The 26,922-nt window shown below is 43.8% G+C and carries 22 protein-coding genes; 6 read left to right on the top strand and 16 right to left on the bottom strand.

The features are described 5' to 3' along the window. Positions 1-3: 3 nt before the first annotated feature. The 5 genes from bamA to AAEO56_RS05685 form a co-directional block, all read right to left on the bottom strand. On the bottom strand, positions 4-2,751 hold the full coding sequence (gene bamA / locus AAEO56_RS05705) for an outer membrane protein assembly factor BamA (protein ID WP_341696061.1): 2,748 nt from the start codon (positions 2,749-2,751) through the stop codon (positions 4-6). Beyond that, positions 2,684-3,424 (bottom strand): isoprenyl transferase, encoded by a 741-nt coding sequence (locus tag AAEO56_RS05700; RefSeq protein ID WP_341696060.1) that lies wholly within the window; start codon positions 3,422-3,424, stop codon positions 2,684-2,686. Before AAEO56_RS05700 ends, bamA begins: the two co-directional genes overlap by 68 nt. Positions 3,425-3,426: 2 nt before the next feature. Continuing rightward, positions 3,427-4,110 (bottom strand): type IX secretion system protein PorG, encoded by a 684-nt coding sequence (gene porG / locus AAEO56_RS05695; protein WP_341696059.1) that lies wholly within the window; start codon positions 4,108-4,110, stop codon positions 3,427-3,429. A gap of 154 nt (positions 4,111-4,264) precedes the next feature. Next, positions 4,265-5,152 (bottom strand): NAD kinase, encoded by an 888-nt coding sequence (locus tag AAEO56_RS05690; protein WP_341696058.1) that lies wholly within the window; start codon positions 5,150-5,152, stop codon positions 4,265-4,267. Positions 5,153-5,161: 9 nt separating this feature from the next. Then, positions 5,162-5,821, bottom strand: a complete 660-nt coding sequence (locus tag AAEO56_RS05685) for a CBS domain-containing protein (protein WP_341696057.1) — start codon at positions 5,819-5,821, stop codon at positions 5,162-5,164. A 97-nt stretch (positions 5,822-5,918) separates the two neighbouring features. On the opposite strand from AAEO56_RS05685, the gene AAEO56_RS05680 reads away from it, so the two are divergent. Further along, positions 5,919-6,632 carry a pyridoxine 5'-phosphate synthase gene (locus AAEO56_RS05680; RefSeq protein ID WP_341696056.1) on the top strand — a complete coding sequence of 238 codons (714 nt, stop codon included), beginning with the start codon at positions 5,919-5,921 and terminating at the stop codon, positions 6,630-6,632. Between the two features lies 1 nt (position 6,633). Then, on the top strand, positions 6,634-7,398 hold the full coding sequence (locus AAEO56_RS05675) for an alpha/beta fold hydrolase (RefSeq protein WP_341696055.1): 765 nt from the start codon (positions 6,634-6,636) through the stop codon (positions 7,396-7,398). A gap of 72 nt (positions 7,399-7,470) precedes the next feature. Here the strand turns inward: AAEO56_RS05675 and AAEO56_RS05670 are convergent, their stop codons facing one another. Continuing rightward, on the bottom strand, positions 7,471-8,385 hold the full coding sequence (locus tag AAEO56_RS05670; RefSeq protein ID WP_341696054.1) for a GYDIA family GHMP kinase: 915 nt from the start codon (positions 8,383-8,385) through the stop codon (positions 7,471-7,473). Continuing rightward, complete coding sequence (locus tag AAEO56_RS05665; protein WP_341696077.1) at positions 8,363-9,715, bottom strand: hydroxymethylglutaryl-CoA reductase, degradative; 1,353 nt, start codon at positions 9,713-9,715, stop codon at positions 8,363-8,365. The genes AAEO56_RS05670 and AAEO56_RS05665 overlap by 23 nt, the downstream gene beginning before the upstream one ends. Before the next feature lie 162 nt (positions 9,716-9,877). Here AAEO56_RS05665 and AAEO56_RS05660 point away from each other — a divergent pair, with 162 nt between their 5' ends. From AAEO56_RS05660 to AAEO56_RS05645, 4 genes are read left to right on the top strand one after another with little or no spacing between them, the layout of a single operon-like run. Next, a complete protein-coding gene (locus AAEO56_RS05660; protein WP_341696053.1) occupies positions 9,878-12,049 on the top strand; it encodes a S9 family peptidase in 2,172 nt (723 codons plus the stop codon). Between the two features lie 18 nt (positions 12,050-12,067). Further along, positions 12,068-13,786: a peptide MFS transporter gene (locus tag AAEO56_RS05655; RefSeq protein WP_341696052.1), complete on the top strand. Its 1,719-nt coding sequence runs from the start codon at positions 12,068-12,070 to the stop codon at positions 13,784-13,786. Between the two features lie 13 nt (positions 13,787-13,799). After that, positions 13,800-15,500 (top strand): peptide MFS transporter, encoded by a 1,701-nt coding sequence (locus AAEO56_RS05650; protein ID WP_341696051.1) that lies wholly within the window; start codon positions 13,800-13,802, stop codon positions 15,498-15,500. Positions 15,501-15,546: 46 nt separating this feature from the next. Continuing rightward, complete coding sequence (locus tag AAEO56_RS05645) at positions 15,547-16,005, top strand: thioredoxin family protein (protein WP_341696050.1); 459 nt, start codon at positions 15,547-15,549, stop codon at positions 16,003-16,005. Positions 16,006-16,010: 5 nt separating this feature from the next. Here AAEO56_RS05645 and AAEO56_RS05640 read toward each other — a convergent pair whose 3' ends face one another. From AAEO56_RS05640 to AAEO56_RS05600, 9 genes are all read right to left on the bottom strand, one after another. After that, a complete protein-coding gene (locus AAEO56_RS05640) occupies positions 16,011-18,032 on the bottom strand; it encodes a ComEC/Rec2 family competence protein (protein ID WP_341696049.1) in 2,022 nt (673 codons plus the stop codon). A gap of 207 nt (positions 18,033-18,239) precedes the next feature. Next, positions 18,240-18,986 (bottom strand): C40 family peptidase, encoded by a 747-nt coding sequence (locus AAEO56_RS05635; RefSeq protein WP_341696048.1) that lies wholly within the window; start codon positions 18,984-18,986, stop codon positions 18,240-18,242. Positions 18,987-19,058: 72 nt separating this feature from the next. Continuing rightward, entirely contained in the window at positions 19,059-20,171 is a 1,113-nt protein-coding gene (gene lpxB, locus AAEO56_RS05630; RefSeq protein WP_341696047.1) for a lipid-A-disaccharide synthase, read from the bottom strand. Positions 20,172-20,378: 207 nt separating this feature from the next. Then, positions 20,379-20,870, bottom strand: coding sequence for a lipocalin-like domain-containing protein (locus AAEO56_RS05625; protein WP_341696046.1), 492 nt, complete (start codon positions 20,868-20,870; stop codon positions 20,379-20,381). Between the two features lie 147 nt (positions 20,871-21,017). Then, positions 21,018-21,998, bottom strand: coding sequence for an AAA family ATPase (locus AAEO56_RS05620; protein WP_341696045.1), 981 nt, complete (start codon positions 21,996-21,998; stop codon positions 21,018-21,020). Then, a complete protein-coding gene (gene pnuC / locus AAEO56_RS05615) occupies positions 21,991-22,623 on the bottom strand; it encodes a nicotinamide riboside transporter PnuC (protein WP_341696044.1) in 633 nt (210 codons plus the stop codon). Before pnuC ends, AAEO56_RS05620 begins: the two co-directional genes overlap by 8 nt. Next, positions 22,620-24,608, bottom strand: a complete 1,989-nt coding sequence (locus AAEO56_RS05610; protein WP_341696043.1) for a TonB-dependent receptor — start codon at positions 24,606-24,608, stop codon at positions 22,620-22,622. The genes pnuC and AAEO56_RS05610 overlap by 4 nt, the downstream gene beginning before the upstream one ends. A gap of 156 nt (positions 24,609-24,764) precedes the next feature. Further along, entirely contained in the window at positions 24,765-25,268 is a 504-nt protein-coding gene (locus AAEO56_RS05605; protein WP_341696042.1) for a lipocalin family protein, read from the bottom strand. A 312-nt stretch (positions 25,269-25,580) separates the two neighbouring features. Next, entirely contained in the window at positions 25,581-26,888 is a 1,308-nt protein-coding gene (locus AAEO56_RS05600) for a TIR domain-containing protein (RefSeq protein WP_341696041.1), read from the bottom strand. Positions 26,889-26,922 lie beyond the last annotated feature (34 nt).

Genomic DNA, 26,922 nt, shown 5'->3' with positions numbered 1-26,922 from the left:
TTTTTAAAACTGCTGGCCAATGATGAAATGCGTTTCCCATCCGTTCTTTTGCGTCTGTCCGGGAAGTGGATCGAATCCGTGGCCGAAATCTATTCCAAGTAGTCCAAATGCAGGCATGAATACCCTTAAACCGAAACCTGCAGAGCGTTTAAGCGCAAATGGGTTGTAGTTTTTAAAGTCAGCATACGATGCACCGGCTTCAAGGAAGGTAAGCGCGTATATAGAAGCCTGCGATTTCAAAGTAATAGGATAACGCAGCTCCAGTGTAAATTTATTATATATCGTGGCCCCAATTTGCTGGTTCTGTGCATTTACCGGCGATAACGACTGGTTAGGATATCCCCTCAGCTGGATCACCTCACGGCCATCAAGTGAATAGTTAGCCATACCATCACCACCTAAATAGAACCTTTCAAATGGCACCAAACCCCTTGCAGAATCGTAAGCGCCCATAAACCCGAACTCACCTAAAGCACGCAGTACCAATTCGTGCGATGGCGCTCCTGCAAGTTTGGTATAAGCATCTGCCTTAAATTTAAATTTCCAATACTCCAGCCAGTTAAACCTTTTTTGGTCATACTTTGACTGATCCACAGAGGCTTCCTGATAATTTGAGCCAACACTCGTAGCAACACCGGTATCAGGATCAATCTTATAATATTCATTAGCACCCACATCAGTCCCGGGAATTTGTGCTCCTGTGTCATTTCTGAGCTTATATGCTTCTTCATTCTTCAAACCTGCGTAATCAATACCATTTACCAGCGAGTATGGGAACGTTGTCCTGAAACTCGCGCTGAATAATGAACCATAACTAGGGTAAATAGGGTTGCGTCCCCTGTTATCCCTTGTTAGCTCTATTGTGTAGGCAAGGTTTTTAGATGTTCCATCTCCAAAGGTAAACAATCCTGTGTTATAATTACTTAGGCTGTAATACTGAAATGTAAGTGAGTGGGACAACCTCATATAATAATCCGGCTGGCTTAGCCTTTTCGACATACCCAACGATATGGATTGTATAGTAAAACTCTTAGTCCTGTCTACATCACGTGAACTGTAGTTGTACAGGAACTGTTTACTGTGCGATAGCGACCCGAATAGCTGTATAGGTTTTTTACCGCCAAACCAGGGCTCTGTAAACGAGAGGCTGTAGGTTTGGAAATACGTACTTCCCTGTGCCCTCAGCGACAATTTTTGTCCGTCACCCATAGGCAATGGGTTATAGGCATCTTTTTTGAATATATTCTGTATAGAGAAGTTGTTGAACGACAGTCCCAGCGTACCGATGAATCCGCCGCCGCCATAACCTCCCTGGAGCTCTATCTGGCTCGAACCTTTTTCGGTAACGTTCCACTCTATGTCTACCGTACCGGTTGCAGGGTCTGGGTTCTGGACATCGGGCTTTATAGTTTCAGGGTCAAAGAAGCCAAGTGCACCAAGTTCACGGATGGTACCGATAACGTCTTCCTTATTCCATTTTTGTCCCGGCCTTGTGCGAAGCTCGCGATAAATTACTTTGTCATTGGTTTTGTCATTACCCACAACATTAACTTTGTTGAAATAAGCTATCGGGCCTTCCACGATACGTATCTCAAAGTCAATGGTGTCATTTGCCGTCTTTACCTCTACAGCGTTGATGTTCGAGAAAAGGTAACCGTTGTTCTGGTACAGGTTGGTAAGGTCGTCACCGTCAGGTTTGGTAGGGTCGGCAATTCTTTTTTGAAGCATTACGCCATTATATACCTCGCCTTTTTTAATGCCCAGGATCTGGTTAAGCTGATTGTTATTGTAAACGGTGTTGCCAAGGTATTTAATTTCGCCAAAATAATACTTGCGCCCCTCTTCAATATTTATTGAAATAGAAACGGTGTTCTTTTTTGGGTTGTATATTACAGTGTCCGAGGTTACGCGTGCATCGCGATAGCCTTTCTCTTTGTATTTATCAACAATACTTCCAAGGTCTTCTTTGTATTTGTCAGCGATAAATTTCGAAGGCTTAAAAATACGCAGTGGGTTTAGCGGGCTTTTGCGTTTTGTATTTTTCATAGCGCCACGCAGCTTGCTGTCAGAAAGTTTGGTATTGCCCTCAAAATTTATGGCGCTTACCCTTACTTTGCTGCCACGGTCTATGTTAACCACCATTTTTACGGTGTTGGTGCTGTCCGGTAATACATTAATGGCGACTTTGGTATTATAATAGCCGTCTTTCCTGTATTTGTTCTCCAGATAATTTTTAGTGTTTGTAATAAGGTTCTCATTTACGATCTTACCCTTATTAAGGTCGGTGTCTTTAATAAGCCCTTCTATTTTACCTTTCTTTACGCCTTTGATCTTAACATCGCTCAATTTAGGAAGCTCGTTCAGGTAGAGGTCGAGATAGATACTGTCTCCTACAACTTTATTCTGGTAAAAGTTAACATCGCTAAAAAGCCCCAGTCTCCACAGCTTTTTAATGGCGGCACTTATTTCCTCGCCGGGAACGTGTATTGTCTGGCCTTTTTCAAGCCCGGTAAAAGTTACAACAGTTTGCTCATTATAGCTTATTTTTCCGGATACAGTAATATCAGCAAGGATATATTCCTTTCCCGATTCCAGGCTGGTGTTTTCCTGGGCATTAGCTGCATTGCCTGCAAATAATAAAATACCGAAAAGTAATGTGATGCCCGTTCGGAGCATGTTTGCCTTACTTAACTTGTTCACTTGTTTTTCCAAATCTACGTTCTCTTTTTTGGTAACTGATAATTGCTTCATGTAAATCTTTTTCCCTGAAATCAGGCCATAGCACCTCTGTGTAATAAAATTCGGCATACGCCACCTGCCATAGCAGGAAGTTGCTTATGCGCTGTTCCCCGCTGGTCCTTATTACAAGGTCTACATCCGGCAGGTCGTGTGTGTAGAGGTGTTGGCTAATAACAGATTCACTGATATCAGCTATGTTTAATTGGTTATTTAGTACTTGTTCGCTTATTTTTTTAACTGCCGAAATGATCTCTTCCCTCGAACCATAACTAAGGGCGATTGTAAGCGTCATCCTGCTGTTATTCTTCGTTTGTTCTATAGCATCCAGCAGTTGCTTCCGCACACTTTCCGGCAACAATTCTGTGTTGCCTATGGTGTTGAGCTTTATATTGTTTTTATGGAGGCTTGGCAGTTCCTTTTTCAGCGAGCTCATTAAAAGCTTCATAAGCGTATCCACCTCAACTTTTGGCCTGTTCCAGTTCTCTGTCGAAAAGGCATATAGGGTAAGGTATTCAACACCCAGCCTGGCACAGCTTTCTACGCTCTCCCTCACTGCCTTTGCACCGTTTTCGTGGCCAAATACACGAAGCATCCCTTTTTTCTTTGCCCAGCGTCCATTGCCGTCCATAATTATGGCAAGGTGTTTAGGAAGGTTTTCGGTATTTACGGTAGTAGTTATGTCCATAGTTAATTCGAGCAATAGCAAGGCTTTTCGCCAAAAGTATAAGTTAAGGTGAAGCCGGTAAAAACATACCAGTCATTGCTCTCAAGGTTCCCAAAGCGATATTGCTGATGGTCGCTGTTATTGCTGCCGTCCAGGTTATCGGTAAAAGTATATCGTGCGCCCACTTCAAATCCTAATATCAGAGTTTCGGTTATATTCGCTTTAACGCCCACAGTCATAGGTATAGCAAGGCTTCCCTTGGTATCGCCATCTCCCGTTTTTCCGTTTGCAGTATTGATATAGATGTCGTTATACCAAAAATAGCTAAGCCCCCCATAGATATAGGGAGTCATCTTGAAGCCGGATTCATGCAGGTTAAAGTCGAAAAAATTAAATTCAAGCCCTAAAGATAATTCTTTTACGCTATTTTCAAACGTATAGCCGCGTTCCTTTCTTCCGTTCACGTCAGAATCCTTGTCATCCGAGGTCAGTTTTCCATAGGTAAATGAAGCTCTCCAGGAGTGCCTTGGGCTGCGGTTCCATTTATATACGATCCCAAGTGCGAGATTTTGGGGCGCAATATAATCCGTAGGTCCTACATCGCCTATATAATTGGCACCTCCGGCAAAAACACCCAATTCATTGATCTGGGCTTCGCTCCGGAAAGACATTAAGATTATTATTATAAAAAATACAGTCCTGTTCATTCTATGAAAATTGGGTGCAAATATAGTAATATAGATTTCTAATCAGCCTTACATTAGATAATTTACACGCTTAAAATTGCATTAAATTAGCAACACACAGACTTGAAAACGGAAGAAGTGCCCGTGTAGTATGCGTGCAGGATAAAATTGTGGGTTAATTTCGCTTGTCTTCGCCCCACAATAATTTTTTCCGGAGGGTGTCAGTGAATTTTTCTTCAGGAAATTCAACGAGGTTAATCTTAAAACCGGTCTTTTTTATCCGGAGCGGGGTTTCAACATTCATAGAGATAATGCGCGAATCCAGAGAGACCAGGTGCTGCTCCTCGCGACTGCTCACTTTAAGTTCTATTTCGGTGTCGTCCGGTATTACCAACGGCCTTGCATTGAGGTTGTGGGGCGCGATCGGCGTTATAACGAAACCGCTCAATTCGGGCATAAGCACCGGGCCGCCACAGCTCAGGGAGTATCCTGTAGAACCGGTAGGGGTAGAGATGATCAGGCCGTCTGCCCAATAGGAATTCAGGTATTCCCCGTTAAGCTTTGTTTCTATTGTAATCATCGATGTAGTGTCCTTACGGCTCACAGTTACCTCATTCAGGGCGAAGTCAAGGTCGTCTGAGGGATTGTCGGCCTTACCGTCGTAGTCAAGCGAAAGCAATGTGCGTGGGGATACTTTGTATTTGTTTTCAAAAATAAGCGGGAGCAGGTGTTCGATATTTTCCTGCTGTACAGTAGCCAGGAACCCAAGCCGCCCTGCATTGATGCCTACCAAAGGGATGTTTTTATCACGTACATACGTGGCGGCGCGCAGCATGGTACCATCGCCTCCAATGCATATCAGCATATCGAAGCCGTTCAGTTCCGCATGGCCGGTAAATACAGGATAGGCCCTGCCGTTCAGCAGGTTCTTTTCGGTCAGTACGTTATAGAAATTAGATTCTATGGCAACCTCCGGATCGTAATTATCAAAAACTGCCAACACCTTGTCGATGATCTCTTCGGTATTGTCTTTATAATATTGTCCGTAAACTGCTATTTTCATGATAGGGCATTAAATGTTCAGGTACTTATCCAGATAGTCTGAACGGTCTTTAAGGGTGTTAAGATAAGCGTCTTCCTGGTGCTCCGAAATGATATCGTAATTATAGCGCCTGAACGTCTGGATGATCTCGCTAAGGCCTCCAAGGCTTATCTTCAGGGTAATTTCTACTTTTTCGTTATTGGCATCAGAGATAAAAAAGCCCAACAGCCTGCCATTGTTACTTTCCACAATTTGCGCTACCTCGCTCATGCTATAGTCCATCGTTCCTTTTTCTACTACCAATATGCCACCTTCTTCCTTTAGGAAAGGGGTTTGGTGAAACATGGTAATAATGTCGGTGATTTCATAGTAACCAAGGTACTTGTTGTCGTTATCCAGTACCGGCAGCAGGTTGGTTTCATTCTTTGCGAAAACTTCAAGCACGTCGAGCCATATCGTGGTATCACGCACAAAAAAGCGCTCAAAGCTGTAACGCAGGTCGGCCATTGTTTTTTCAATGTCCATTAATTCAACATCTTCTGCGCCTGCACACCCAATATACACACCTTCTTCCAAAACAGGGAAGTAAGAGAACGGGTATTCGGCGAAGAGATCCTGCGCATCGGCAACGGTATCGGTAATGCGCAGTGGCTTAATGGTATTGCCAAGGAAATCGGTAATCTCGGTCATGGGCTAATGCTAAATATTATGCAAAATAATCAAAAATAAGGACACTCTGCCTTTTTAACTTTGTATTTTTGTATGAAAAAGCATACTTAACAAAGATATGGCAAAATTAAGCGTAAACATAAATAAAATAGCGACCCTTCGTAATTCGAGGGGTGGCAATGTGCCCGACCTGTTAAAGGTAGCCACCGATGTTCAGAAATTCGGTGCCCAGGGCGTAACCATACATCCGAGGCCGGACGAAAGGCACATCCGTTACCAGGATGCCAGGGACCTCGTGCCGGTGGTGTATACCGAATATAATATTGAAGGCAATCCGGCGCGCAGCTTTATAGACCTGGTGCTGGAAACAAAACCAACGCAGGTTACACTTGTACCCGATGCTGATGATGCTATAACATCCAACGCCGGATGGGATACCATTAAGCACAAAAGTTTTTTGCAGGAAGTGATAGCGGAATTTCAGCGCAATGGCATACGTACCTCGATATTTGTAGACCCGGTAGTTAAAATGGTTGAAGGCGCAAAAGAAACCGGTGCCGACAGGATTGAACTCTACACCGAAGCGTTTGCCCATGAATACGGGCTTGGCAACATGCAGGGGATAAAGCCATACAGCGAGGCTGCTCTGGTAGCCAATGATCTACTGTTGGGCGTTAATGCCGGACACGACCTTAGCCTTGATAATATAAAGTTTTTCAAAGAGAACGTGCCGGGCCTGCTTGAAGTTTCAATAGGGCATGCGCTCATCGCGGAGTCGCTGTATTTAGGATTAGAGAACGTTATCAATATGTACCTGCAAAAACTGAAATAACATGCTGCATTCAAGGATAGAAGGCGAAGGGAAGCCTTTGCTCATCATACACGGATTCTTAGGAACCTCCGATAACTGGAAAACCCTCAGCGGGCAATATGCTGCCGACGGCTTCAGGGTGCATGCACTCGATATGCGAAACCACGGGAAAAGCTTTCATTCCGACGAGTTTACCTATGATGCTATGGTGCAGGATGTTTTAGACTACTGCGATGGGCATGATTTAAACAAACCGGACATTATAGGACATTCGATGGGGGGCAAGGTGACAATGTTCTTTGCTGTAAAATATCCGGAAAGGGTAAACAGGATCGTTATTGCCGATATCGGCCCGAAATACTACCGCCCACACCACCAGGATATATTGGCAGGCCTCAATGCAGTGGACTTCAGCGCCAAACCGGAACGAAGCGATGTAGAGGCAATTTTGAGCCAATATATCGATGATGCCGGCACGCGCCAGTTCCTGATGAAAAACCTGTACTGGAAAGAGCCGGGACAATTGGCGTTCCGTTTCAACCTTCCGGTATTCAATGAAAAGATAGATGCTATCGGCCAGGCGTTACCGGACGGAAGCACTTTTGAGGGGCCTGCGCTTTTCCTTCGTGGCGACAAGTCGGCTTATATAAGGGATCAGGATTTTACACTTATAAAAACCCATTTCCCAAATGCCGAAATAAAGGATATTGCCAATTCAGGCCACTGGCTTCATGCTGAAAACCCGAAGCAATTTATGGAGGAAACGCTTTTATTCCTGAACGCTTAATCCGGTTTCGCTATTGCCGGGAATTTTGCCGGATATTTCAGGGAATGCGGATAATCAGTAGTACCGGAATTATTATGATCGTAATATCATTTCCCGGTATGGTACGACAATTCCAAAACCTTTTGTCCTGAAATAGGTAGTTGGGTCTTCATCCGATACCGCCAGTACAAAATCGCCGCCCCATGCCCCAAGGCTTTTCACGGTGCCATTAAAGTCGGGAAATAGTGCTTCCTTAACGGTCGGCATTTTCAAAACGCCCGACATCATCTCCTCATGCCTTTCAAGCAATGAGGCAAACTTGCTTAAGTTACTTGCTTCTGCAATTGCATAAGTAAGGCTGTTGATCTCTGAAATGACCGGTACGATTTCGTCCCTTTTATCGCGGTAAGCGGCAATCGCCTGGCGGCTGTTTTGCTTGCGGTTCAGGTAAACAAAATAAAGATTATTAGCAAAGACCGGGTCGAAAGATATTGGCTTTACAACAGGCCTGCCATCTTCAAGGCTGTAAAGTATGGGGGTAATATTTTGGGCGCAGGCAATATCATATCCGCTGCCTCCAAAACTATTGTTGAGTAATTGGAACGCATCAATGCCGAACCATTGCGCTATGTTATTAATAAGGCTTGAAGAGCTCCCCAAGCCCCAGTTTCTTGGGAAAGTAAGCCGAGTTGTGATATTTAGGCCTGTATTGCCATCCAGTACTGATGGATTGGCTTTGCGGGCTTCATGGAGGATATTGATAAGCGTATTGGTTTCAGGAGTGCCGTCCTGCCTGTTCTCGAAAATGGCTGCTTGGGGGATTTCGGCTTTAAGCCAAACAGAGCCATCTGAATCAAGGCTTTTCCATTGTATAATACCATCGGCTAATTCTTCAATATCAAGATACTGCCCGAAAGAGGTAGGCAATGCCAATGCCACCGCGCCATCGAGCACGGTATATTCTCCGGTGAGCAGGAGTTTTCCGTTACTGTAAAAAGTCTTTTTCAATACTGGTTGGGTCAAAATTTCGCAATTGGCTGATATAGTCATGCACCGCTGAGTGGCTTACAGCAGTGGTTTCAAAGTGCTTTACGGCCTTTAGTTTTTCATTCTCTGTGGCTTGCAATTGGTTCAGGATGTTCATCAGGTGCATTTTCATGTGCCCCTGTTGTATCCCTGTGGTGGTAAGGGAGCGCAGTGCGGCAAAGTTTTGGGCAAGCCCGGCAACGGCAACGATCTGCATGAGTTCCCCGGCGTTCGGGTTGCCCAGCATTTCGTGCGACAGCTTTACCAAGGGATGAAGCGACGTAAGCCCGCCTACAGTTCCCAATGCCAGCGGCACCTCGAGCCAGAAGGTAAAGATGCCATTTTCTATTTGAGCATGCGAAAGGCTGCGGTACTGCCCGTCTTTAGAAGCGTAGGCATGAACCCCCGCCTCAACAGCACGAAAGTCATTGCCCGTAGCTACCACTACTGCGTCAATGCCATTCATAATGCCCTTGTTGTGGGTCACGGCACGGTAAGGCTCTATTTCGGCAATGCGGACAGCTGTAAGGAACTTTGCTGCGAATTCCTGTGGGTCGATGCCATTATCATCATTCAGTTCGGCTACGGGGCACGATACCTCGGCGCGAACGGTGCAGTTAGGCACGTAGTTTGACAGGATACTCATCACAACCTGCACTTGTTTTTCGGCTTCTGTAAATTCGGCGTATGCCAAAGCCTCTTCCTTTAGTGTTTTTGAGAACTGCTCCAGGCACGAGTTGATGAAATTAGCGCCCATGCTGTTTTTGGTGTCAAAGGTGGCATGCAGTTGGTAATAGCCGGGCAGTTCGGTTGTCTTATCGCGAAGAGTTATATCCAATATGCCGCCGCCGCGTTTCTGCATATTTGCTGTAATAGATTCTGTGCCTTCAAAAAACTTCGGCTTTATGACATCAAAAAAAGCCTGTAGTTTTTCGGTATTTCCATTGAACATGAAATGAACCTGGCCTATTTTTTCAGTATTGATAACGGTTGCCTTAAATCCGCCGCGTGCCGACCAGAACTTCGCCGCCTTTGCTGCAGCCGCTACCACCGAGCTTTCTTCGGTCGCCATTGGGATGATGTAGTCGCGCCCATTGATAGTGAAATTAGGGGCAACCCCAAGCGGAAGGTAGAAGTTTGTAATGGTGTTTTCTATAAATTCGTCGTGCAGTTGCTGCAAAGCGGCATCAGCATTCCAGTATTTTTTCAGTAACGCGGAAGCCTCTCCTGGATTTGAAAAGTATTCGCCGGCTATCCAGCTGATCTTTTCATCCTTCGAAAGCCTGGAGAACCCCGATATTGCTTTACTCATTTTCAGTTGCTTAAAATAATAATCGCCGGCAAAGATACGCTTTCGCGAATGCATTTGCCAAAATTATAAATACCGCAGATCGCCATTTCTGCATTTTGCAAAAAAAAGGATGGATAATTCGTAAAAATTTACTAAAATTGGAGGTTTTTTACCATCTGCAAAATGAAATATATCAAAACGTCAATTATCCTCTTTTTACTGGCTGCAATACCGGTAACCGCACAACAAAAAATAACGCTTCAGGAAATATGGTCAGGAGCCTTCAGGACGGAGGCCATGGACGACCTCCAGGCGATGAAAAACACCAACCAGTACACGGTGCTCAATGCCAACTACAAGACAGGTAATGCACAGATAGACCTGTACGATTTTGCAACGCTAACCAAAACCGGTACGCTTATCGACTCAAAAGACCATAAGGAACTAAAAGGCATCGACAGCTATACCTTTAGCCCTGATGAGAAAAAGATATTGATCGCCACCAATTCCGACCAGATTTTCAGGCATTCCTTTGTGGCTGATTTTTATATTTATGACATCGCCTCCAAAACGCTTTCGAAGCTGTCGGATAAAAAAGTGCAGGAACCTACGTTCTCGGCAGATAATTCTAAGGTGGCTTACGGGTTTGGCAACAACCTCTATATATACGATATTGCCTCGAAAGTCAGCAAGCAGATAACTACCGACGGCAAAAAGAATGCTGTTATCAATGGCATCACCGACTGGGTTTATGAGGAAGAATTTTCTTTTGTAAGGGCTTATGACTGGAATGCGACGGGCGACAAGATTGCTTTCATCCGTTTTGATGAGACCGCTGTGCCGGAATTTACGATGGAAGTGTATGATGAAGGGCTGTACCCTGTGCCCCATACCTTCAAATATCCTAAGGCGGGCGAAAAAAATTCAACAGTTTCACTACACATATATGATGTAAAGGCTAATACCACCAAAGAGATCAAACTTGGTAATTATTCGGATTATTACATTCCGCGCATCAAGTGGACATCTGATGCCCAAACGCTGAGCGCACAGGTAATCAACCGCCACCAGAACAACCTCGATCTTATTTTTGTAGATGCTAATACCGGCTCTGCCAAAGTGGTGCTTAACGAAAAAGACAAAGCCTACATTGATATTACCGATAACCTTACGTTCCTGAAAGACAACAGCTTTATCTGGACCAGCGAGAAAGACGGCTTCAACCACATTTATCACTACGCCAAAACCGGCAAGCTGATCAGCCAGATAACCAAAGGGCCATGGGAAGTCACTGCTTACTATGGCTTCGATGAGAAGACCGGCAATATCTTCTACCAGTCGGTTGAAAATGGTTCCATCAACCGCGATGTATACCTCATCAGCCTTAACGGCAAAAACAAAACAAGGCTTACCCCGCAAACCGGAACCAACGCGGCAACCTTCAGCCCGAACTTCCAATACTTCATCAATACTTTTTCGAGCGCTACACAGCCTACTACCTATACGCTTAATAATGCTAAAGACGGCAAGCTTGTAAAAGAGATAAAGAATAATAATGCGCTGAAAACCAAACTTGAGAAATATAGCCTGCCGGTAAAGGAATTTATGGAGATCACTACCGATAAAGGCAATAAGCTGAATGCGTGGATGATCAAGCCCAAAGATTTTGACCCGAATAAAAAATACCCTGTGTTCATGTACCAGTACAGCGGCCCGGGTTCGCAGCAGGTGAACAACGAATGGAATGTCTCCGACGATTACTGGTTTATGATGCTTGCACAACAGGGCTACATCGTGGCTTGTGTTGATGGCCGCGGGACAGGCTATAAAGGCGCGGAATTTAAAAAAGTAACCTACAAGCAGCTTGGCAAATATGAAGTGGAAGACCAGATCGATGCGGCTAAAGTAATAGGCAAATACAATTATGTTGATGCTTCCCGCATTGGTATCTTCGGGTGGAGCTACGGAGGTTTCATGTCTTCAAACTGCATCCTGAAAGGCAACGATGTATTCAAAATGGCGATTGCTGTGGCTCCGGTGACGAACTGGCGTTTTTACGATTCGGTATATACCGAGCGCTACATGCAGACACCGCAGGAAAACGCATCGGGCTATGATGACAACTCGCCGATAAACCACGTGAGCAAGCTGAAAGGCTCGTACCTGCTGATCCATGGCTCTGCAGACGACAACGTACATGTGCAAAATACCATGCTGATGGTTGAGGCACTGGTGCAGGCCAACAAGCAATTCGACTGGGCGATTTACCCGGACAAGAACCACGGTATCTACGGCGGCGCGACAAGGCTGCAGCTTTATACGAAAATGACTAACTTTATTAAAGAGAAACTATAATTAACAACACGAATTTTTATGGATAAGACAGCTACACAAAAAGGCCATCCTAAGGGTCTCTGGTATTTATTTGGCACCGAAATGTGGGAAAGGTTCGGCTACTACCTTATGCTTGGCATTTTTGCATTATATATGATGGACGGATGGAATAATGGCGGAATGGGCTTTAGCGCGGTTAAGAAATCAGATATATATGGAACCTATCTGGGGCTGGTTTATCTTACCCCGTTTATCGGAGGTTTGCTGGCCGACCGTGTACTCGGTTACAGGAAATCGATCGTTATGGGTGGCCTGATGATGGCAGCCGGTTACTTCCTGTTGTCGATTCATGATAATACAAGCTTTTATGCCGGATTGTTCTTTATAATCCTGGGTAACGGCTTCTTCAAACCGAACATCTCTACGCTGGTAGGGAATCTTTACAGCACAGATGAGCTTAAGCATAAAAAGGATTCGGGTTACAACATTTTCTATATGGGTATCAACGTAGGCGCCTTCATCTGCAACTTCGTGGCGGCTTATATGAGGCTTAACTTCGGCTGGAACTTTGCGTTTATTGCTGCGGGTGTGGGTATGCTTATAGGCGTTGTTATATTCCTTAGCGGTACAAAACACATTAAGCATGTAGATGTTATCAAGCCTTTGCAGGCGGGTGATATGCCTACAGGTAAGATATTAGGGTCTACTATATTGCCAATGTTTGTGTTCGGTATTCTTGGATACCTTATCCCGGGAAATATCCTTGGATCTGACACGAATGACGCCTTCATTTTTGGATGTGTGCCGGTAATTTTGTTCTTCATTTACCTTTGGTTCAAATCGTCAGGGCTTGAAAAGAGGGCTATTGCGGCGTTGCTTGCGGTGTTCTCGTGCGTGATATTGTTCTTTGCGATATTCCACCAAAATGGCGATGCGCTTACCGTATGGGCGGAAGACTTTACCGACAGGGAGATGCCGGCATCGGTAGCTACAGTTGCCGACAAAGTGGACATGGCGCAAACTGTGGAGAACAACGCTATCGTACAGCTTGACGATGCCGCTTTTAAGGCAAAAATGGAGCAGCTTACGGCAGAGGAAAAAGCAATGCCTGAAGTGACGAAAGAGGAAATAGCGGCTAAAAAAGAAAAATCGAAACTAATCGCGGGCTATGAGTCGTCGCGCAAATACTTCCACAACCTGGGTACGGATAAAGTCCCGGCAGAAGGAAGCAGCCTTAAATTATATTCTACTGAACTCTACCAATCGATAAACCCAATGTGGGTGATTGTGCTTACGCCAATATTGGTGGGCGTTTGGGGTTTCCTTCGTAAGAGGAAAAAAGAGCCGAGCACACCTACAAAGATCGCATTAGGTCTATTGATCACGGCGCTTTCGGCACTGGTGATGGTTGGTGCGGTATATGCTACTAATGACCTTACCATGAAAGCCGGCAGCTGGTGGCTGATGGCATCTTACGGTGTGATCACGCTGGGTGAACTTTGCCTTTCGCCAATGGGGCTTTCGCTGGTGTCCAAACTGAGCCCGCCAAGGATTACAGCGCTTATGATGGGTGGTTTCTTCCTGGCAATCTCGGTGGGTAATAAGCTGGCTGGTATGCTTTCGAGCCTTTGGGAAGATATGGAGCATAAAGAAAATTATTTCTACCTGAACTTCGGACTTGTACTTGGCGCCGCAATTTTATTGTTCCTGATGTTGAAATGGCTTAATGGCGTGATGAGAGAGAATAACGTAAATTAATTTTAGCATTTAAATGGAGATATCTAATCATACGGTAGAACTGGAAAAGATCCAGGATTTCAAAGGCAAATACCCAAAACAGCTTTGGTATCTTTTCCTTGTGGAAATGTGGGAGCGCTTTACGTTCTACGGGATGCGGGCGCTGTTGGGGCTTTATATTTCGCACCTTATCCTTACGGCCGATTACAAGCCGCTGGAGCCTGCCGAACTGGAAGCCAAAAAAATTGAATTCCAGAAGCAGAATCACGAGGAACTGACGAAAGACCATCCTAAATATTATATTGAGACTTCCCAGCAAAAGTATAAAGACGACGCGGAAAGTACATCCAATAAACAATATGGATTGATACAGGCTTTCATATATGCGATGGCATTTGTGGGCGGCATGTTCGCTGATAAGATATTCGGTTTCCGTAAATCGGTGTTCTGGGGTGGTATCCTTATGGCTATCGGTACCTTTACCATGGCATTGCCGGGAGCGTTTCCGTTTTATCTCGGGGTCAGTATACTCATTGTAGGGAACGGATTCTTCAAGCCTAATATCTCGACCATGGTTGGGGCATTATACCGTCCCGGCGACCCGAGGAGGGATGCAGGGTTTTCGCTATTCTACTCTGGCATTAATATAGGGGCCCTCTTGAGTGGCCTCACTATTGCATACGTAGGTACATCAATAAGCTGGTCTCTCGGTTTTGCTATGGCAGGCGTTTGTATGCTATGCGGACTGGCGCTGTTTTTGTACACGCAAAAAACGCTTGGCCCTATAGGGCTTCCGCCGGTGCCTGAAAAGCTTAAAGAAAAAAAATTCGGTATCAACAGGAATATGTGGGTGTATATTCTCTCAATAATATTCATTCCTTTCTTCTTCGTGCTTGTTTATTTTCCATTCGATGTTGACATGACGTTCCTGTTTGGGACGGAAACGAATAAAGCAGGAGAGATTTTACCTTATGTAGTGCAATTCAGTGACTTGTTCATGATCTCTATTGCAGTGATCATTTTTGGATTCCTGGTTTACACAACGATCAATGTTGCTAAAGAAGAGAAAAGCAAGATGTTTGTGGCGATCGTACTGATATTATTCTCGGTATTGTTCTGGTCGTTTTTCGAGCAGGGTGGAGGGTCATTGAATTTCTTTGCAATAGGAAATGTGAACAATCACGGGCTCAACATGACACAGGTGAATAACTCCGTTAATGCGCTGTGGGTAGTCCTTGCTGCGCCTTTTATAGGTATGCTGTGGATCGCCCTGAGTAAAAAGAAAGCGGAGCCGAATACCGTTGTAAAATTCGGATTAGGCTTTTTGTTCCTTGGGTTAAGCTTTTTAATATTCTACTTCAGCAAATTCCTGGCTACAGACAAAGGACTTACGCCGCTGTGGACATTTATCTTTGCCTATTTGGTAATGACAATAGGTGAATTATGCCTTTCGCCAATAGGATTATCGATGGTGACGAAACTTACACCGGGCAGGCTGCATGGCGTAATGATGGGAACGTGGTTCCTGGCCAGTGCTTATGGCCAATATGGCGCGGGACTAATAGGATCTAAGCTTGCAAAAGTAGATACATCCATTAAAAACCCAACTAACCTCGATAAGCTGGAGCAATATACTAATGGATACCAAAGCATTGCTTACATAGCTATAGGTGCCGGTATCGTGCTTCTGCTCATATCGCCGATACTTAAAAAGCAGATGAAAGGCGCGGGATAATTTTTCGGCATTGTTTTTGTCTAATACATAAAAAACGAATTATAAAATGAAAAAATTACTTTTAGCATTGTTTATAGGGCTTGGCACTTTGGCTGCCCAGGCACAGGAAATAAAGTGGATGAGCATGGATGAGGCGCTTGCCGCCCAGAAGAAAAAAGCGAAGCCAATTTTCATGGATGTGTATACCGACTGGTGCGGACCATGCAAAATGCTTGATAAAAATACCTTCCACGACCCGGCAGTAGCAAAATATATCAGTGAGAATTATTATGCTGTAAAATTCAATGCCGAAGGCAAATCTGACATTACGTATAAAGGTAAAAAATACAGTAACCCTGGCTTTGTTGAGGGCCGTAGCGGCAGGAACGCCGTTCATGAGTTTGCAACATTCCTGCAGGTGCGCGCTTATCCTTCGATGATCGTGTTTGATGCGAAAGGCGAAGTAAAAGCCCCGATAGTAGGTTATTACCAGCCTGAGCAACTATTGGAAACGCTAAAAAAATAGGTTGATTATTTAATTCCGTAAAATCCCTTTTCTGCCGTGGCATGGAAAGGGATTTTTTGTTTTCGGCAGGTTGCCGCCCACCGTGCCACATAAGTTTTATAGTTGGTTGCGTCGGCAACAACCTGTTTTGGCTTTAGCTGCTCCAGAATCCTTTCGAAGTTCACTTTAGGTGACTGTGTAAGTAACAACACGTCCGGTTTCATTTCGGGGCTGTAGGCTGCCGTACTGTCTATCACCAGAACCTTGCTGCCCTTCCTCCATAAAACGTCTGCTAAGGGCTTTACTATAACTTCTGTTGCAAAGCTGCCTTTACGGTAGGATTTTACGACAGGGTTTTTCAGTGCCAGGCTGTCTTCGCTCATTAGAGTGATACGGCTATTCTCTTTTACGGCAAGCAGCGTACTGTTCCTGTTATGGAATACAATAAGCTCATCGTGGTTCTTGCTGTTCCACACCGTTATGGTATAAACGGATTGGAACAGCAGCACCGATAACAATAAAGCAGCTGTGCGCGTGTAACTCTTTTTATAAAGCCACAGCACCATCAGGATGATCACTGCATAAAGCGATATGTTTAGCAGCAGTGTAAAAGGAATGTCCTTTAAAATAAAATTCTCGAATGAGGCGATCCATGCGATGAAGCCGTTCATTGCTATAATCAGCCATTCTAAAACATGCCCGACAAAATTGGCCACAGGCGGCGCAATGAAATTCAGAAGCAGGACAATTAGGCCTGTTACTAACACCACGTTCGATAGCGGGATCACCACAAGGTTTGCCAAAACGAACAGCAGCGGGAACTGATGGAAATAATACAGGCTGAGTGGCAGCACGCCTATTTGAGCGGCAAGCGATATGAGAACTGTATCTATGGCATAGTTAACTGCCCAATATCTTGAAACGTGCGCTCTCTTATACATTGGCTGTAGCCAAACGATAGAAAATACGGCAATGTAACTTAATTGAAAGCCGACATCGAACAGGAACATCGGCTTAGCCAAAAGCAGCACCAGCATCGATACGGCGATGGAATTGTATATGTTGGCGTTCCGGTTGAAGTATTGTCCCATCATTATAAAGCTGAACATCACTACCGAGCGCACTACGGATGCCGATAACCCGGTGATGAAGGCAAATCCCCATAACAATGCGAGGATAACTATGAGCTGCAACAGCTCGCCTTTTCGCCGAAAGCGGTTTAATGGTTTGAGGAGGGTGGTGAGGATAAGGAATAGCATCGAAAAATGCAGTCCCGAGATGGCGAGTATGTGGAGTACGCCAGCATTGGTGTAATTGTCGGACGTTTCCTGGTCCATGTCCTGCCGTTGGCCGATGAGCAATGCGTTGATGACATTGCGCGTTTCGGGGCTGTAATTATGGATATCAAAGCTATGGATGAGTGTTTCCCTTAGTTTCCCCACATAAGCATCAAAGCTATTGATATGGCCTGCCTTTATAAAGTTATCCTTCAGGCGTACCTGGTGGAAAACACCCTGCTTTTCCATATAGGCGGCATAATCAAACTGGCCCGGATTCATCGCGCCCGGTATAGGCTGGAGTTCATCGGCAATAATAAAAGCATCACCGGCATGCAGCAACCTGTTCAGGCTGTCTTTAGGGACTGTAACCAATAGTTTTCCGGTGGCTGTTTTTCCGTTAGCAGATAATACCTCAAAATAGTACTTTTCAGAAAAAGCATTTGGTTTCAGCCTTTCGGAAACAACGGTTTTCAGGACAGGAATATCGTCATTCAGAAAGTTTGTGTAATGCAGCTTTTGGTTGGGCGGGTAGTGGAGCGTTTGCACCAGCATTCCGATAATGAACGCAAACAGCCAGGCCGCACTACCGAAATAAGGTTTCTGGATGAGGTGTTTTTTTGCGATGAGGTATGTTCCCAAAACCAATGCCGATGCGCCGCCGGAAATGATGTAAAGTAAAGAAGGGGATAGGCTAAGGTAATAGCCGGCCAGGATGCCCAGTGCAAGAAAAAATGTGATGGCAATAACGGGATATCTCAATACCTTCATACGTCGGGGATTGAAACAAACATACGGAAAAATCTTATTTGTAAAGCATATGTGGATTTTTTACCACAAGGAACACTCAAAGATTTTCACTAACTACAAAAAAAACTGGCTGATCCTATAATGTGCACACTGTATTACACATACAGTTTTGTGACCCTTATGTAAATACTTCGTGGCTATGTGGTAAAAAACCTTGTGGTAAAAAATTTACTCTTCGATAACCCTGTTCGCCTGAACGAATGTCCTTGCATTGTAAGGCTCGTTCATAGAAGATACCATAACGCCTGAACTTGTGGAAGAGTGGAGGAATTTAATTTCGCCCTCATCTGTGATCTCAACAACAATACCTACGTGGTTGATGCCTCTCCTGTTGTGGCTGTTTTTGAAAAGAAGCAGGTCGCCCCTTTTAACTTCAGAAAGCTGTACTACCCTGCCTGCTGCTGCCATACCGGCTGAACTGCGTGGTAACGTGATGTCGAATATCTTAAATGTGGCATAAACCATACCTGAGCAATCCATTCCTTCTTTTGTAGTTCCGCCTGCCCTGTAGCGAACGCCTTCAAAATCCATGGCATTGTTTACGATCTGCACCGCAAGGTAGCTTTCGGCAGATTCCGGCACGAAATCCGGCTCTGTAGTATCGTCCAAAATTACAGTTCCTTTACGTGCAGGATTTTTCTTTGGCAGTTCAATTTCAGATTTTTTTGGGCCTCCCCTGCCTATTTCTTTTTTCTGAACAGGTTCATAAGCAAGAATATCCCTGTCGTTTAATGAAGCTATTTCTTTCATAACGGCAGCCTTGTCTATAGACGGTGCCGGTTTTGAAGCTTGCTTTTCAGTGTAAGAATAGATACCCTTTTTTTGGGCTTCTTTTTTAGAAGTTACTATTTGGGCCGAAGCGGTAAATGACGCTATCAGAAACAAAATCAGGGTTGTGGGACGGAGGTTTTTCAAATCTTTAATCTTATAATTCTACATCGGTTTGGAGCAAATATAGCAAAATAATTTTAAAGAAATTTTAAGAACCTATGTTAAATGTTTGATTATGAGACTGGCTGTTTTTTCACTTGCACCAATTCCGCCCAGCCTTTCTTCCAGTAAATCGTACTGTTTCAGGAGGTTCCGTCTATATTCGGGTGTTAATAACTTTTGGAGTTCTTCTCTTATGTTTTTTTTGTTAAAGTCATCCTGAATAAGTTCTTTCACCACCTCTTTATCCATGATAAGGTTCACCAGCGAGATGTATTTCAGGGTGATAATCCGCTTGGCGATTTGGTAGGAAATCCATCCGCCTTTATAGCAAACTACCTCAGGAACCTTGAACAATGCAGTCTCTAAAGTTGCCGTTCCCGAGGTCACCAAAGCCGCGTATGCAATGCTCAAAAGGCCATAGGTTTTGTTCGAAATAAACTTTACATTGCTGTTGTTTAAGAACTGCTCATAAAATGAATAGTCCAGCGAAGGCGCCCCTGCAATCACAAACTGGTAATCGGGGAAATCATCGGTCACAGAAAGCATCACAGAAAGCATCTTGGCAATTTCCTGCTTCCTGCTTCCGGGCAGCAGCGCAATAACCGGCCTTTCGTCCAGTCCGTGCTCTTTTTTGAAGGTTGCCGCATCGGTTTTTTCACGGTTGTGTACGGCATCGATAAGCGGGTGGCCCACAAACTCGACAGCGAAATTATGCTTGTTCTCGTAAAAGTTTTTTTCGAAAGGCAGTATGATATACATGTGATCCACATCGCGCCTGATGGCCTTGATGCGGCTCTCTTTCCAGGCCCATATCTGCGGTGAAATATAGTAATGCGTTTTGATGCCCAGCTTTTTCGCCCATTCGGCAATGCGCATATTAAAGCCTGGGTAGTCTATAAAAATAATCACATCCGGCTGGAAGGCAAGGATGTCCTGCTTGCAGAATTTTATGTTGTTCAGGATCGTTTTCAGGTTCTGTACTACTTCGGCAAAACCCATAAAGGCGAGTTCGCGGTAGTGCTTTACCAGCGTTCCACCAGCAGCCTGCATGAGGTCACCGCCCCAAAAACGGATATTGGCCTGCGGGTCTTTCTTGAAAAGTTCCTTCATCAGGTTCGATCCGTGCAGGTCGCCCGATGCTTCCCCGGCTATAATGTAATATTTCATTGCCTGTAGTTTACAAGCCCAAAAGTAGTATTTATTGGCAAGAGGAACACTGATGACACGGATATTTTTGATGTACACAGATAACCATCGAAGGCAAATCAGTGGCCATCCACACAATCGGTGTCATCCGTGTCCATGTTTGTATAAATCTTATGCCAATAAAAATGCCCCACATAAGCAGGGCATTTAGATGTTATTCGATAATGATTACTGTTTGGTAAATACCAAAGTAGCATCAATGCTGTCATAGGTCGTCTGGCCGTTTACAGTTACTTCTACCTCATAAAAATCAGGCACCATTGCAGTAAGGGTGTTGCCGCTTTGTGTGTAAACGGTAGTTTCGGTGTCGCCTTCATAGCTAACGGCAACCGATACGCTGTTCCCGTTTACACTATATGAGCCATCTGCAGATGCAGAGAAACAGTTTTCCTCAAACATAGGAGCACTAATGAAGTTTGTAACGGTGTTGTTGGCGCCGAACTCCAGATACGAATTCGTAAAGCACGTGCCGCCTTCTGTAATAAGATTGGTAGACGTTACACCATCACCATTGCCGTCAACGGCGTGAGATGCAGTTACCTTGGTAAGCATCCATTTTCCGGATACTGCTACATTGTTTGTAGAATTGTTGTCGTCATCTGAGCACGAGAAAGCCATAAAGGCTGAAGCCGCAAGGGCTAACATGGTAAGTTTTTTCATTGTTGAAATTGATTGAGAATTATTTTGTTAATGCCAATGCGTTTGCAACAAGCATGCCGTAAAAAATAATTTAATGTATATATTTTTAAAATATTTTTATTTTACTAAATAAATCTTTAAAAGTCAATACATTAACTATTTAAAAATTCAGGATTTAATTAAATTTTTAATCAACAGTACCGCTTTTTCAAACTTTTCGTCAAAACTTCCGCCTATCTCTTGGTAGGGGATTTTATGGTCGTCTAAAACCTGCCTGTGGGAAACATCGAGCAGTCGGGCCTTCGCTTCATCAAGCCTTGTCCCGTCCTGGAAATAGCCGCTATCGTTGGTGAGGTAGATGTAGAGGCTGGCTTTGTTTGCAGTATAAATAATATCACTCACCTTAAGCTCCTCACCAAAAGAATATTGTGCATACGACTTTGTAATGTGCACATCGGTATCAATAATAATGAGCGGGCTGTTGCCTTTTTCGGCTTCCTGTATCCTTCGGGCATGTTCACGGGCGGTGGTATACAGGTCTTCTATTGTAAAAGAATTCGAATTGAGAATGATGTCCCTAGCGGCCTCGCTTACAAGCGTGGCATTAAAGTGCGCCGACAGCCTTTCGGCCAATGTAGTCTTCCCGGTAGATTCGGTGCCGAGTATTACAGCCTTAACGCTGTAATAGGGCTTTACGCTATCCGGCAGATAATCCCACCATTCAAAAACATCGTTCCGTATAAGCGTTGCCGATACGGGATACAGCTGTTTCGGGATATCGAAAGCGATGTGCCTGATGCCCATGAATCCGGCAACATAATCGCCATAAGGTTCGGAGGTGATGAGGAGGGAATGATCCAGGAATAACTTACTGAATACCGGTGCCCAGATTGCCGATACCTCTTTAGATGAGGCTGAAGTATTGGGGAACATACTTTCCTTATAATCCAGTGTGAGGACTTCGATATTGTCGTTTCCTTCAAAAGTTGCATCTATCCAGCTTTTTCTTATTTCGGCAGGAATATTTTCCTTATCGCTGGAGCAAACAAGCACCGAGACAAAGTCTGCTTGTGTTAATGCAAAACGTATCATTGCCTCATGCCCTTTATGGAAAGGCAGGAATTTCCCAAAGAGGAACGCCTTAACCATGATGTTGTTTTTTATGCCAGTTGTACAATCCGTAAGAAGCCAGCACGAGAAAAACCACATATTCGAGTGAAAGAAAATATATGCCCTTGGTATAGTACACCATTATGCTGGCAATATTCACCATGAGCCACAAGTACCAATTCTCTATTTTCTTTTGTACCAAAAGCGTCGTTGCCGTAATGCTGGCCACCATGATAAAGGAATCGGCGTAGGGATAGGCCGCTTGGATCTTGAAATACTGCGGCAGGTATTTGTGGATATGGGAGAATAAATAACCTGCAATAAGCGTCGCGCACACTACTACGGCTCCGGTGACGAACCTGCCTTTTGCCTGGAGGGTTGTAATATCCTTATCGTCTTTCTTTTTATTCCAATAGTACCAGCCGTAGAGCGTTACGATGAAAAAATAAACCTGCAGGAACATATCGGCATACAGCTGCACCTGGTAAAAAAGCACGAACAGGAATACCGCATTGAACGTACCCGTGGGCCAGGTGAGGATGCTTGCCCGCGATGCACAATATACCGATACCAGCCCACTCAGGGTGGCGAGCAGCTCGATATAGCTTATCGGGTAGCCGTACACTTCGCCTATGATATTTGATATGTCAAAAATGTCTGTCACAGGCGGTACTCTAAGGATGCGTAAACATTCACCGGTGCCTGCACAAAATATTTTTTGGTACCATCCGTCTCCACATAGCCGTTATTGAAATATTTGGTATTGGTGATGTTGTTGGCAAAAACGGCAGCCTCCAGTTTTCCGAAGGTATATCCGGCGCGGGCGTTCAGCAGGAAATAGCCGTCTATTTGTGCACTGTTGGCAAAGTCGATATACGATTTATCCTGGTAGCGGCCTGTAAGGGAAAAAGAAAACTTCTCAAAAGTATAGGCCGCTTCCTGGTTGATGATGAACTTAGGGCTCAGTATCGGGCTGAACGATTCGTCCTGCTCTTTAATGCGGCTGTGGTTCCATGAGGAATTATTGGTAAACGTAAAGCAGCCCATTGTATACGAAGCGCTCAGCTCCACACCGGCGCGGATACTCTGTTTCACATTGTTGGTAAGCGCCAGTCCGTTCGGTCCGAATTTCCCGTCAAGCACAATTTCGTTTTCAAAATCCATATAATAGGCATTCGCATCAATGTGCCAGCTGCCTTTGTTGTAACGAATGCCGATTTCATGGTCGGTCACCTGTTCTGCTTTTTTGATGAATAGGAGGGCATTGCCATTCTCGTCTGGCAGGAGGTCATCGCTTCCGCCAAAAATGTCGTTTCGGGTGGGTTCCCTTTTAGTCTTTCCCACGCTGTAATACAATGTCGCCGTTGCGGAAGCTTGGTAACTAAGTCCGGCCTTCGGGTTGAAAAAATCCCATTTCATAGCATCGAAAGGCACGCTGCCGTCATAACTGAATTCTACATGGCGGTATTGCAGGTCGGCAAAAAGACTGAACCTGCCGATGGTATAACTCGCTTTTGTGAAAACGCTTTCCTCGTGCTTATGGCCTGTGTTTTCGTAAAGCTCGCCCAGTGTTTTCTCGCTTCCGGTATGCCTGCGGCTGTAGGTATTCGCATGTATGCCGGTTGTCCAGCTGAGGTTATTTTTGGAGAACGTGTAATTCGAAAATACTCCTGCAAGGTTCGACAGGAAGGCGTAATTGTATAATTCTGAAGACGGAGGGTAGCCGTAATTGTTGGGGTCGAAATCATAGTTGCCTTTCAGGAAGGTGTAGTATACCGAGGATTGCAATGTCGATACCGTGCTTATCCGCCAGGTATTGAGTACCTGCGACATCGCCTGTACAAAATGGTCGTCTTCGTTATTGTTGACATTTGTCCTGCGGTCTCTCGCGATAAGCGAATCGGCAACACCAAGCCAGGCCAGCTGGTTTTTCTGCTGACCTGCAAGGAGGTTAAGCTTCCAGTCCGACTTTTTCCCGAAAAGCCCGCCGCTTAGGAAAACGGATTGCGACTTGTTGGAAGAGTGGTATTTGTATCCGTCAGAATATATTTGCGATGCCCGTGCATAGAGTGCCTTATTATTTTTAATGCCGCTGTTGTATTCGGCGAATGCCCTTGCGCTGTTGAACGAGCCGTACCCAACACCAACGGATGCACTTTTCTTATCATAAAGATCTGGTGAAAAAAGCTGTATGCTGCCACCATAGCCTGCGGTTCCGTTTTTAGAAGTGCCAACGCCGCGCTGCACCTGTACATTGCTTACGGAATTGAATATGTCCGGGTAGTTAGAAAAATAAGCGCCTTGGTCCTCTGGGTCGTTGAGCGGTACGCCGTCGAGGGTCATGTTAATGCGCGTCTGGTCGATGCCCCGCAACCTGAAATACGTATAGCCCTGTGTATTGCCGCCATCGGAATAAACAGTGATAGAAGGTGTTTCGGAAAGTAGGAAAGAAGGCTCCTGCCCAACAGATTTCCTGTCAATCGTGGCCGCATCGATATTCATATACGTTACCGGCGTTGTGCGCCCTGCCTGGTAGGTAAGCTTTACTTCGGGCAAACGTGTTATCGTATCGGTTGGTATGGTATCCTGGGCGTGTGCAAAACAAGTAGCGAAAATAAGGAAGGGCAGTAGGCGGTATTTTTGTATCATCGGGCGGTGCGCTGAGGCTGTTATTAGTTTATTGGCTTGGTTGTGATGCAACGGTAATGCAGCTGCAATGTCAAAAATACAATTTTTTATTTGGGGTTGTATCCAATAAAAAATGCCCCTGCGTTGGCGGGGGCATTAATCCAATTCAGAGAGGAATTATTCTTTCGTAAATATCATTTTTGCATTAAGGGTTACAGTATTGGTTACTCCGTCCCCGTCATCATCTGCTTCAACTTGGTATATGCCCGGAATTGACAGCATGAGCAGGTTGCCGGTCTTAACATAGGTCGCGTGATCTTTAGTTCCATCGGTATGGACAAAGGTCGACTCTACTTTATACTGAACCATTTTGTAGGTTCCCTCTTCCGTAGTTGTAGTACAAGCTGTTCCCTCTGAAGGAACCAGGCTCATAAAGCTTTTAATGGTATTACCATTGCCAAATTCCAGATACGAATCGGCATAGCATGACCCAAGTTCGGCAAGCATGTCGGTAGATAATGTGCCATCCCCATTACCGTCAAAAGCCCGTTGTGCGGTTGCTGAAGTAAGTTTCCATTTTCCTTGTAATGCCGGGGTGTCAGTAGTCTGGTTGTCGTCGTTTGAGCATGAGAATGCCATAAAGGCGGCTGCCGCGAAAGCAGCCATTGTGATTTTTTTCATTCTAATTGATTTGATTGATGATTATTATTTTCAGTTGCGAACAACTTTCCAATAAGTAGACTGATAACGGTATTTGTTACACTTTTCTTATAAAAAAATTCAAATATTTATCATTTTTTTGTTGACTGAAAATATGTAGTTGATTTATAGTTAATTGTATTTTTTAGTAGAGGATAAGATATAGGGTTTTAATCGGGGCGAATGTGGCTTTTTTGTATTTTCAATAGTAATGCTCAATAAAAGCAAGGCATTTATAAAATGTGTTTGGTAATTAGTCTTTTGTGAATTCATTATGGCAGAGATATGTTCAAGTTATGTGTTGATTTGTAAGCCGTCGATAATTTTTTGAACTAGCTCATCGAAATCTCTTTCTGAGTAATCTTTGCTTTTAAAAGCGCTAAAATCTAATGTGTTTACTCGCTTAATTTCTTCAATATTTTCCCAATATTCATTTGCTAACTCTATTGGTCTTATATTGATTTTTTTAATTTCAAAAAGATAATTATCAATGGATATTGGGAAGAAAACATTTTCCCAAGAGGCTTCTTGCTTTTTCCTTGCTGTAGTTAATTCGAATTGACAAGCTCTGCTTCGTATGGAGTTTTTAGATGCAATAAATAAAAGTTTATCATGAGCGCTTATATTCGATGTCATTATTTCCTCCAAAGGTTTTCCTCCAGGAGCGTCTTTTTCCCAAATAAAGGTCCTGATGCCATGATTATTTAATCTTTCTGCGATTTTTTTTGCAAAATCCGAATCTTTAAAACTATACGATATAAAAACTGTTGAAAAATTTTTTTGTGTTGTCATACCAGAGATAATTTCTTTAAGATTTACTTTATTTTTAATATTAAAATAATATGATAGAGTTTTTTGTCCAATATCTTCACTTTGTAAAATAGTTTGAAAATCCATACTAGCATAGCTTCCATATTGTAATTCCTTATTTAATATAAAGCTTTCAGTTTCTAAAACACAATCCATAAAACCAACTTTATATAGAATAGAATCGACAAAGCGACCATTTTTAAAGTCCATTCTATGAAAGTTAGTGCTGGTTAAATTACAATCTTGAAATAATATATCAATAAACTCATCATCTCGATTTACCACTTCATCATATTCATAGTGTTGCATAGATTGGAAAAGTGAGTCATCTATATTGGAATTATAAAATCTAATATTTTCAGAAGGGATAAGGCTTATAAAACTGCAATTATTTAAATGACATTCATCGAAAGTTAGGTTAAAAGCGCAACCTTCATCTATTTCGATATTTCGAAAATAACATCTAAGGAAATACACCGCATTCCAATCTAATTCTAAGTGAGAAAACCTGCAATTACGAAAAGAACAATCCTCAAATTCACATTCTTGTAGTAAACAGTAAAACCCCCAAATTCCTTCAAATTCACACCTTTTAAATTTTACTTTTTTAAACTCAATACTATGAAAATCGCCTTTGAAAGTAATATTTCTAAATGTTTTTCGAATTATAGTGTTCTTTGGAGGGAAGACATTGGCAATATTAGTTTTAATGCTTTTTAGCGAATTCTGTTCCAAGTATTCAATTAAGCCAGCAGCATGTGTTATGGTCAGATTCGTTTTCTTTTTAGTCATAAAATAAACTGGTTAAGTGATGAATATCTGTGTT

The organism is Flavobacterium arundinis (genome assembly GCF_038289855.1).
GTDB classification, from domain to species: Bacteria; Bacteroidota; Bacteroidia; order Flavobacteriales; family Flavobacteriaceae; genus Flavobacterium; species Flavobacterium arundinis.
Note: the sequence above shows the minus strand (reverse complement) of the source record. Positions and strands in the feature narration are given on the sequence as shown.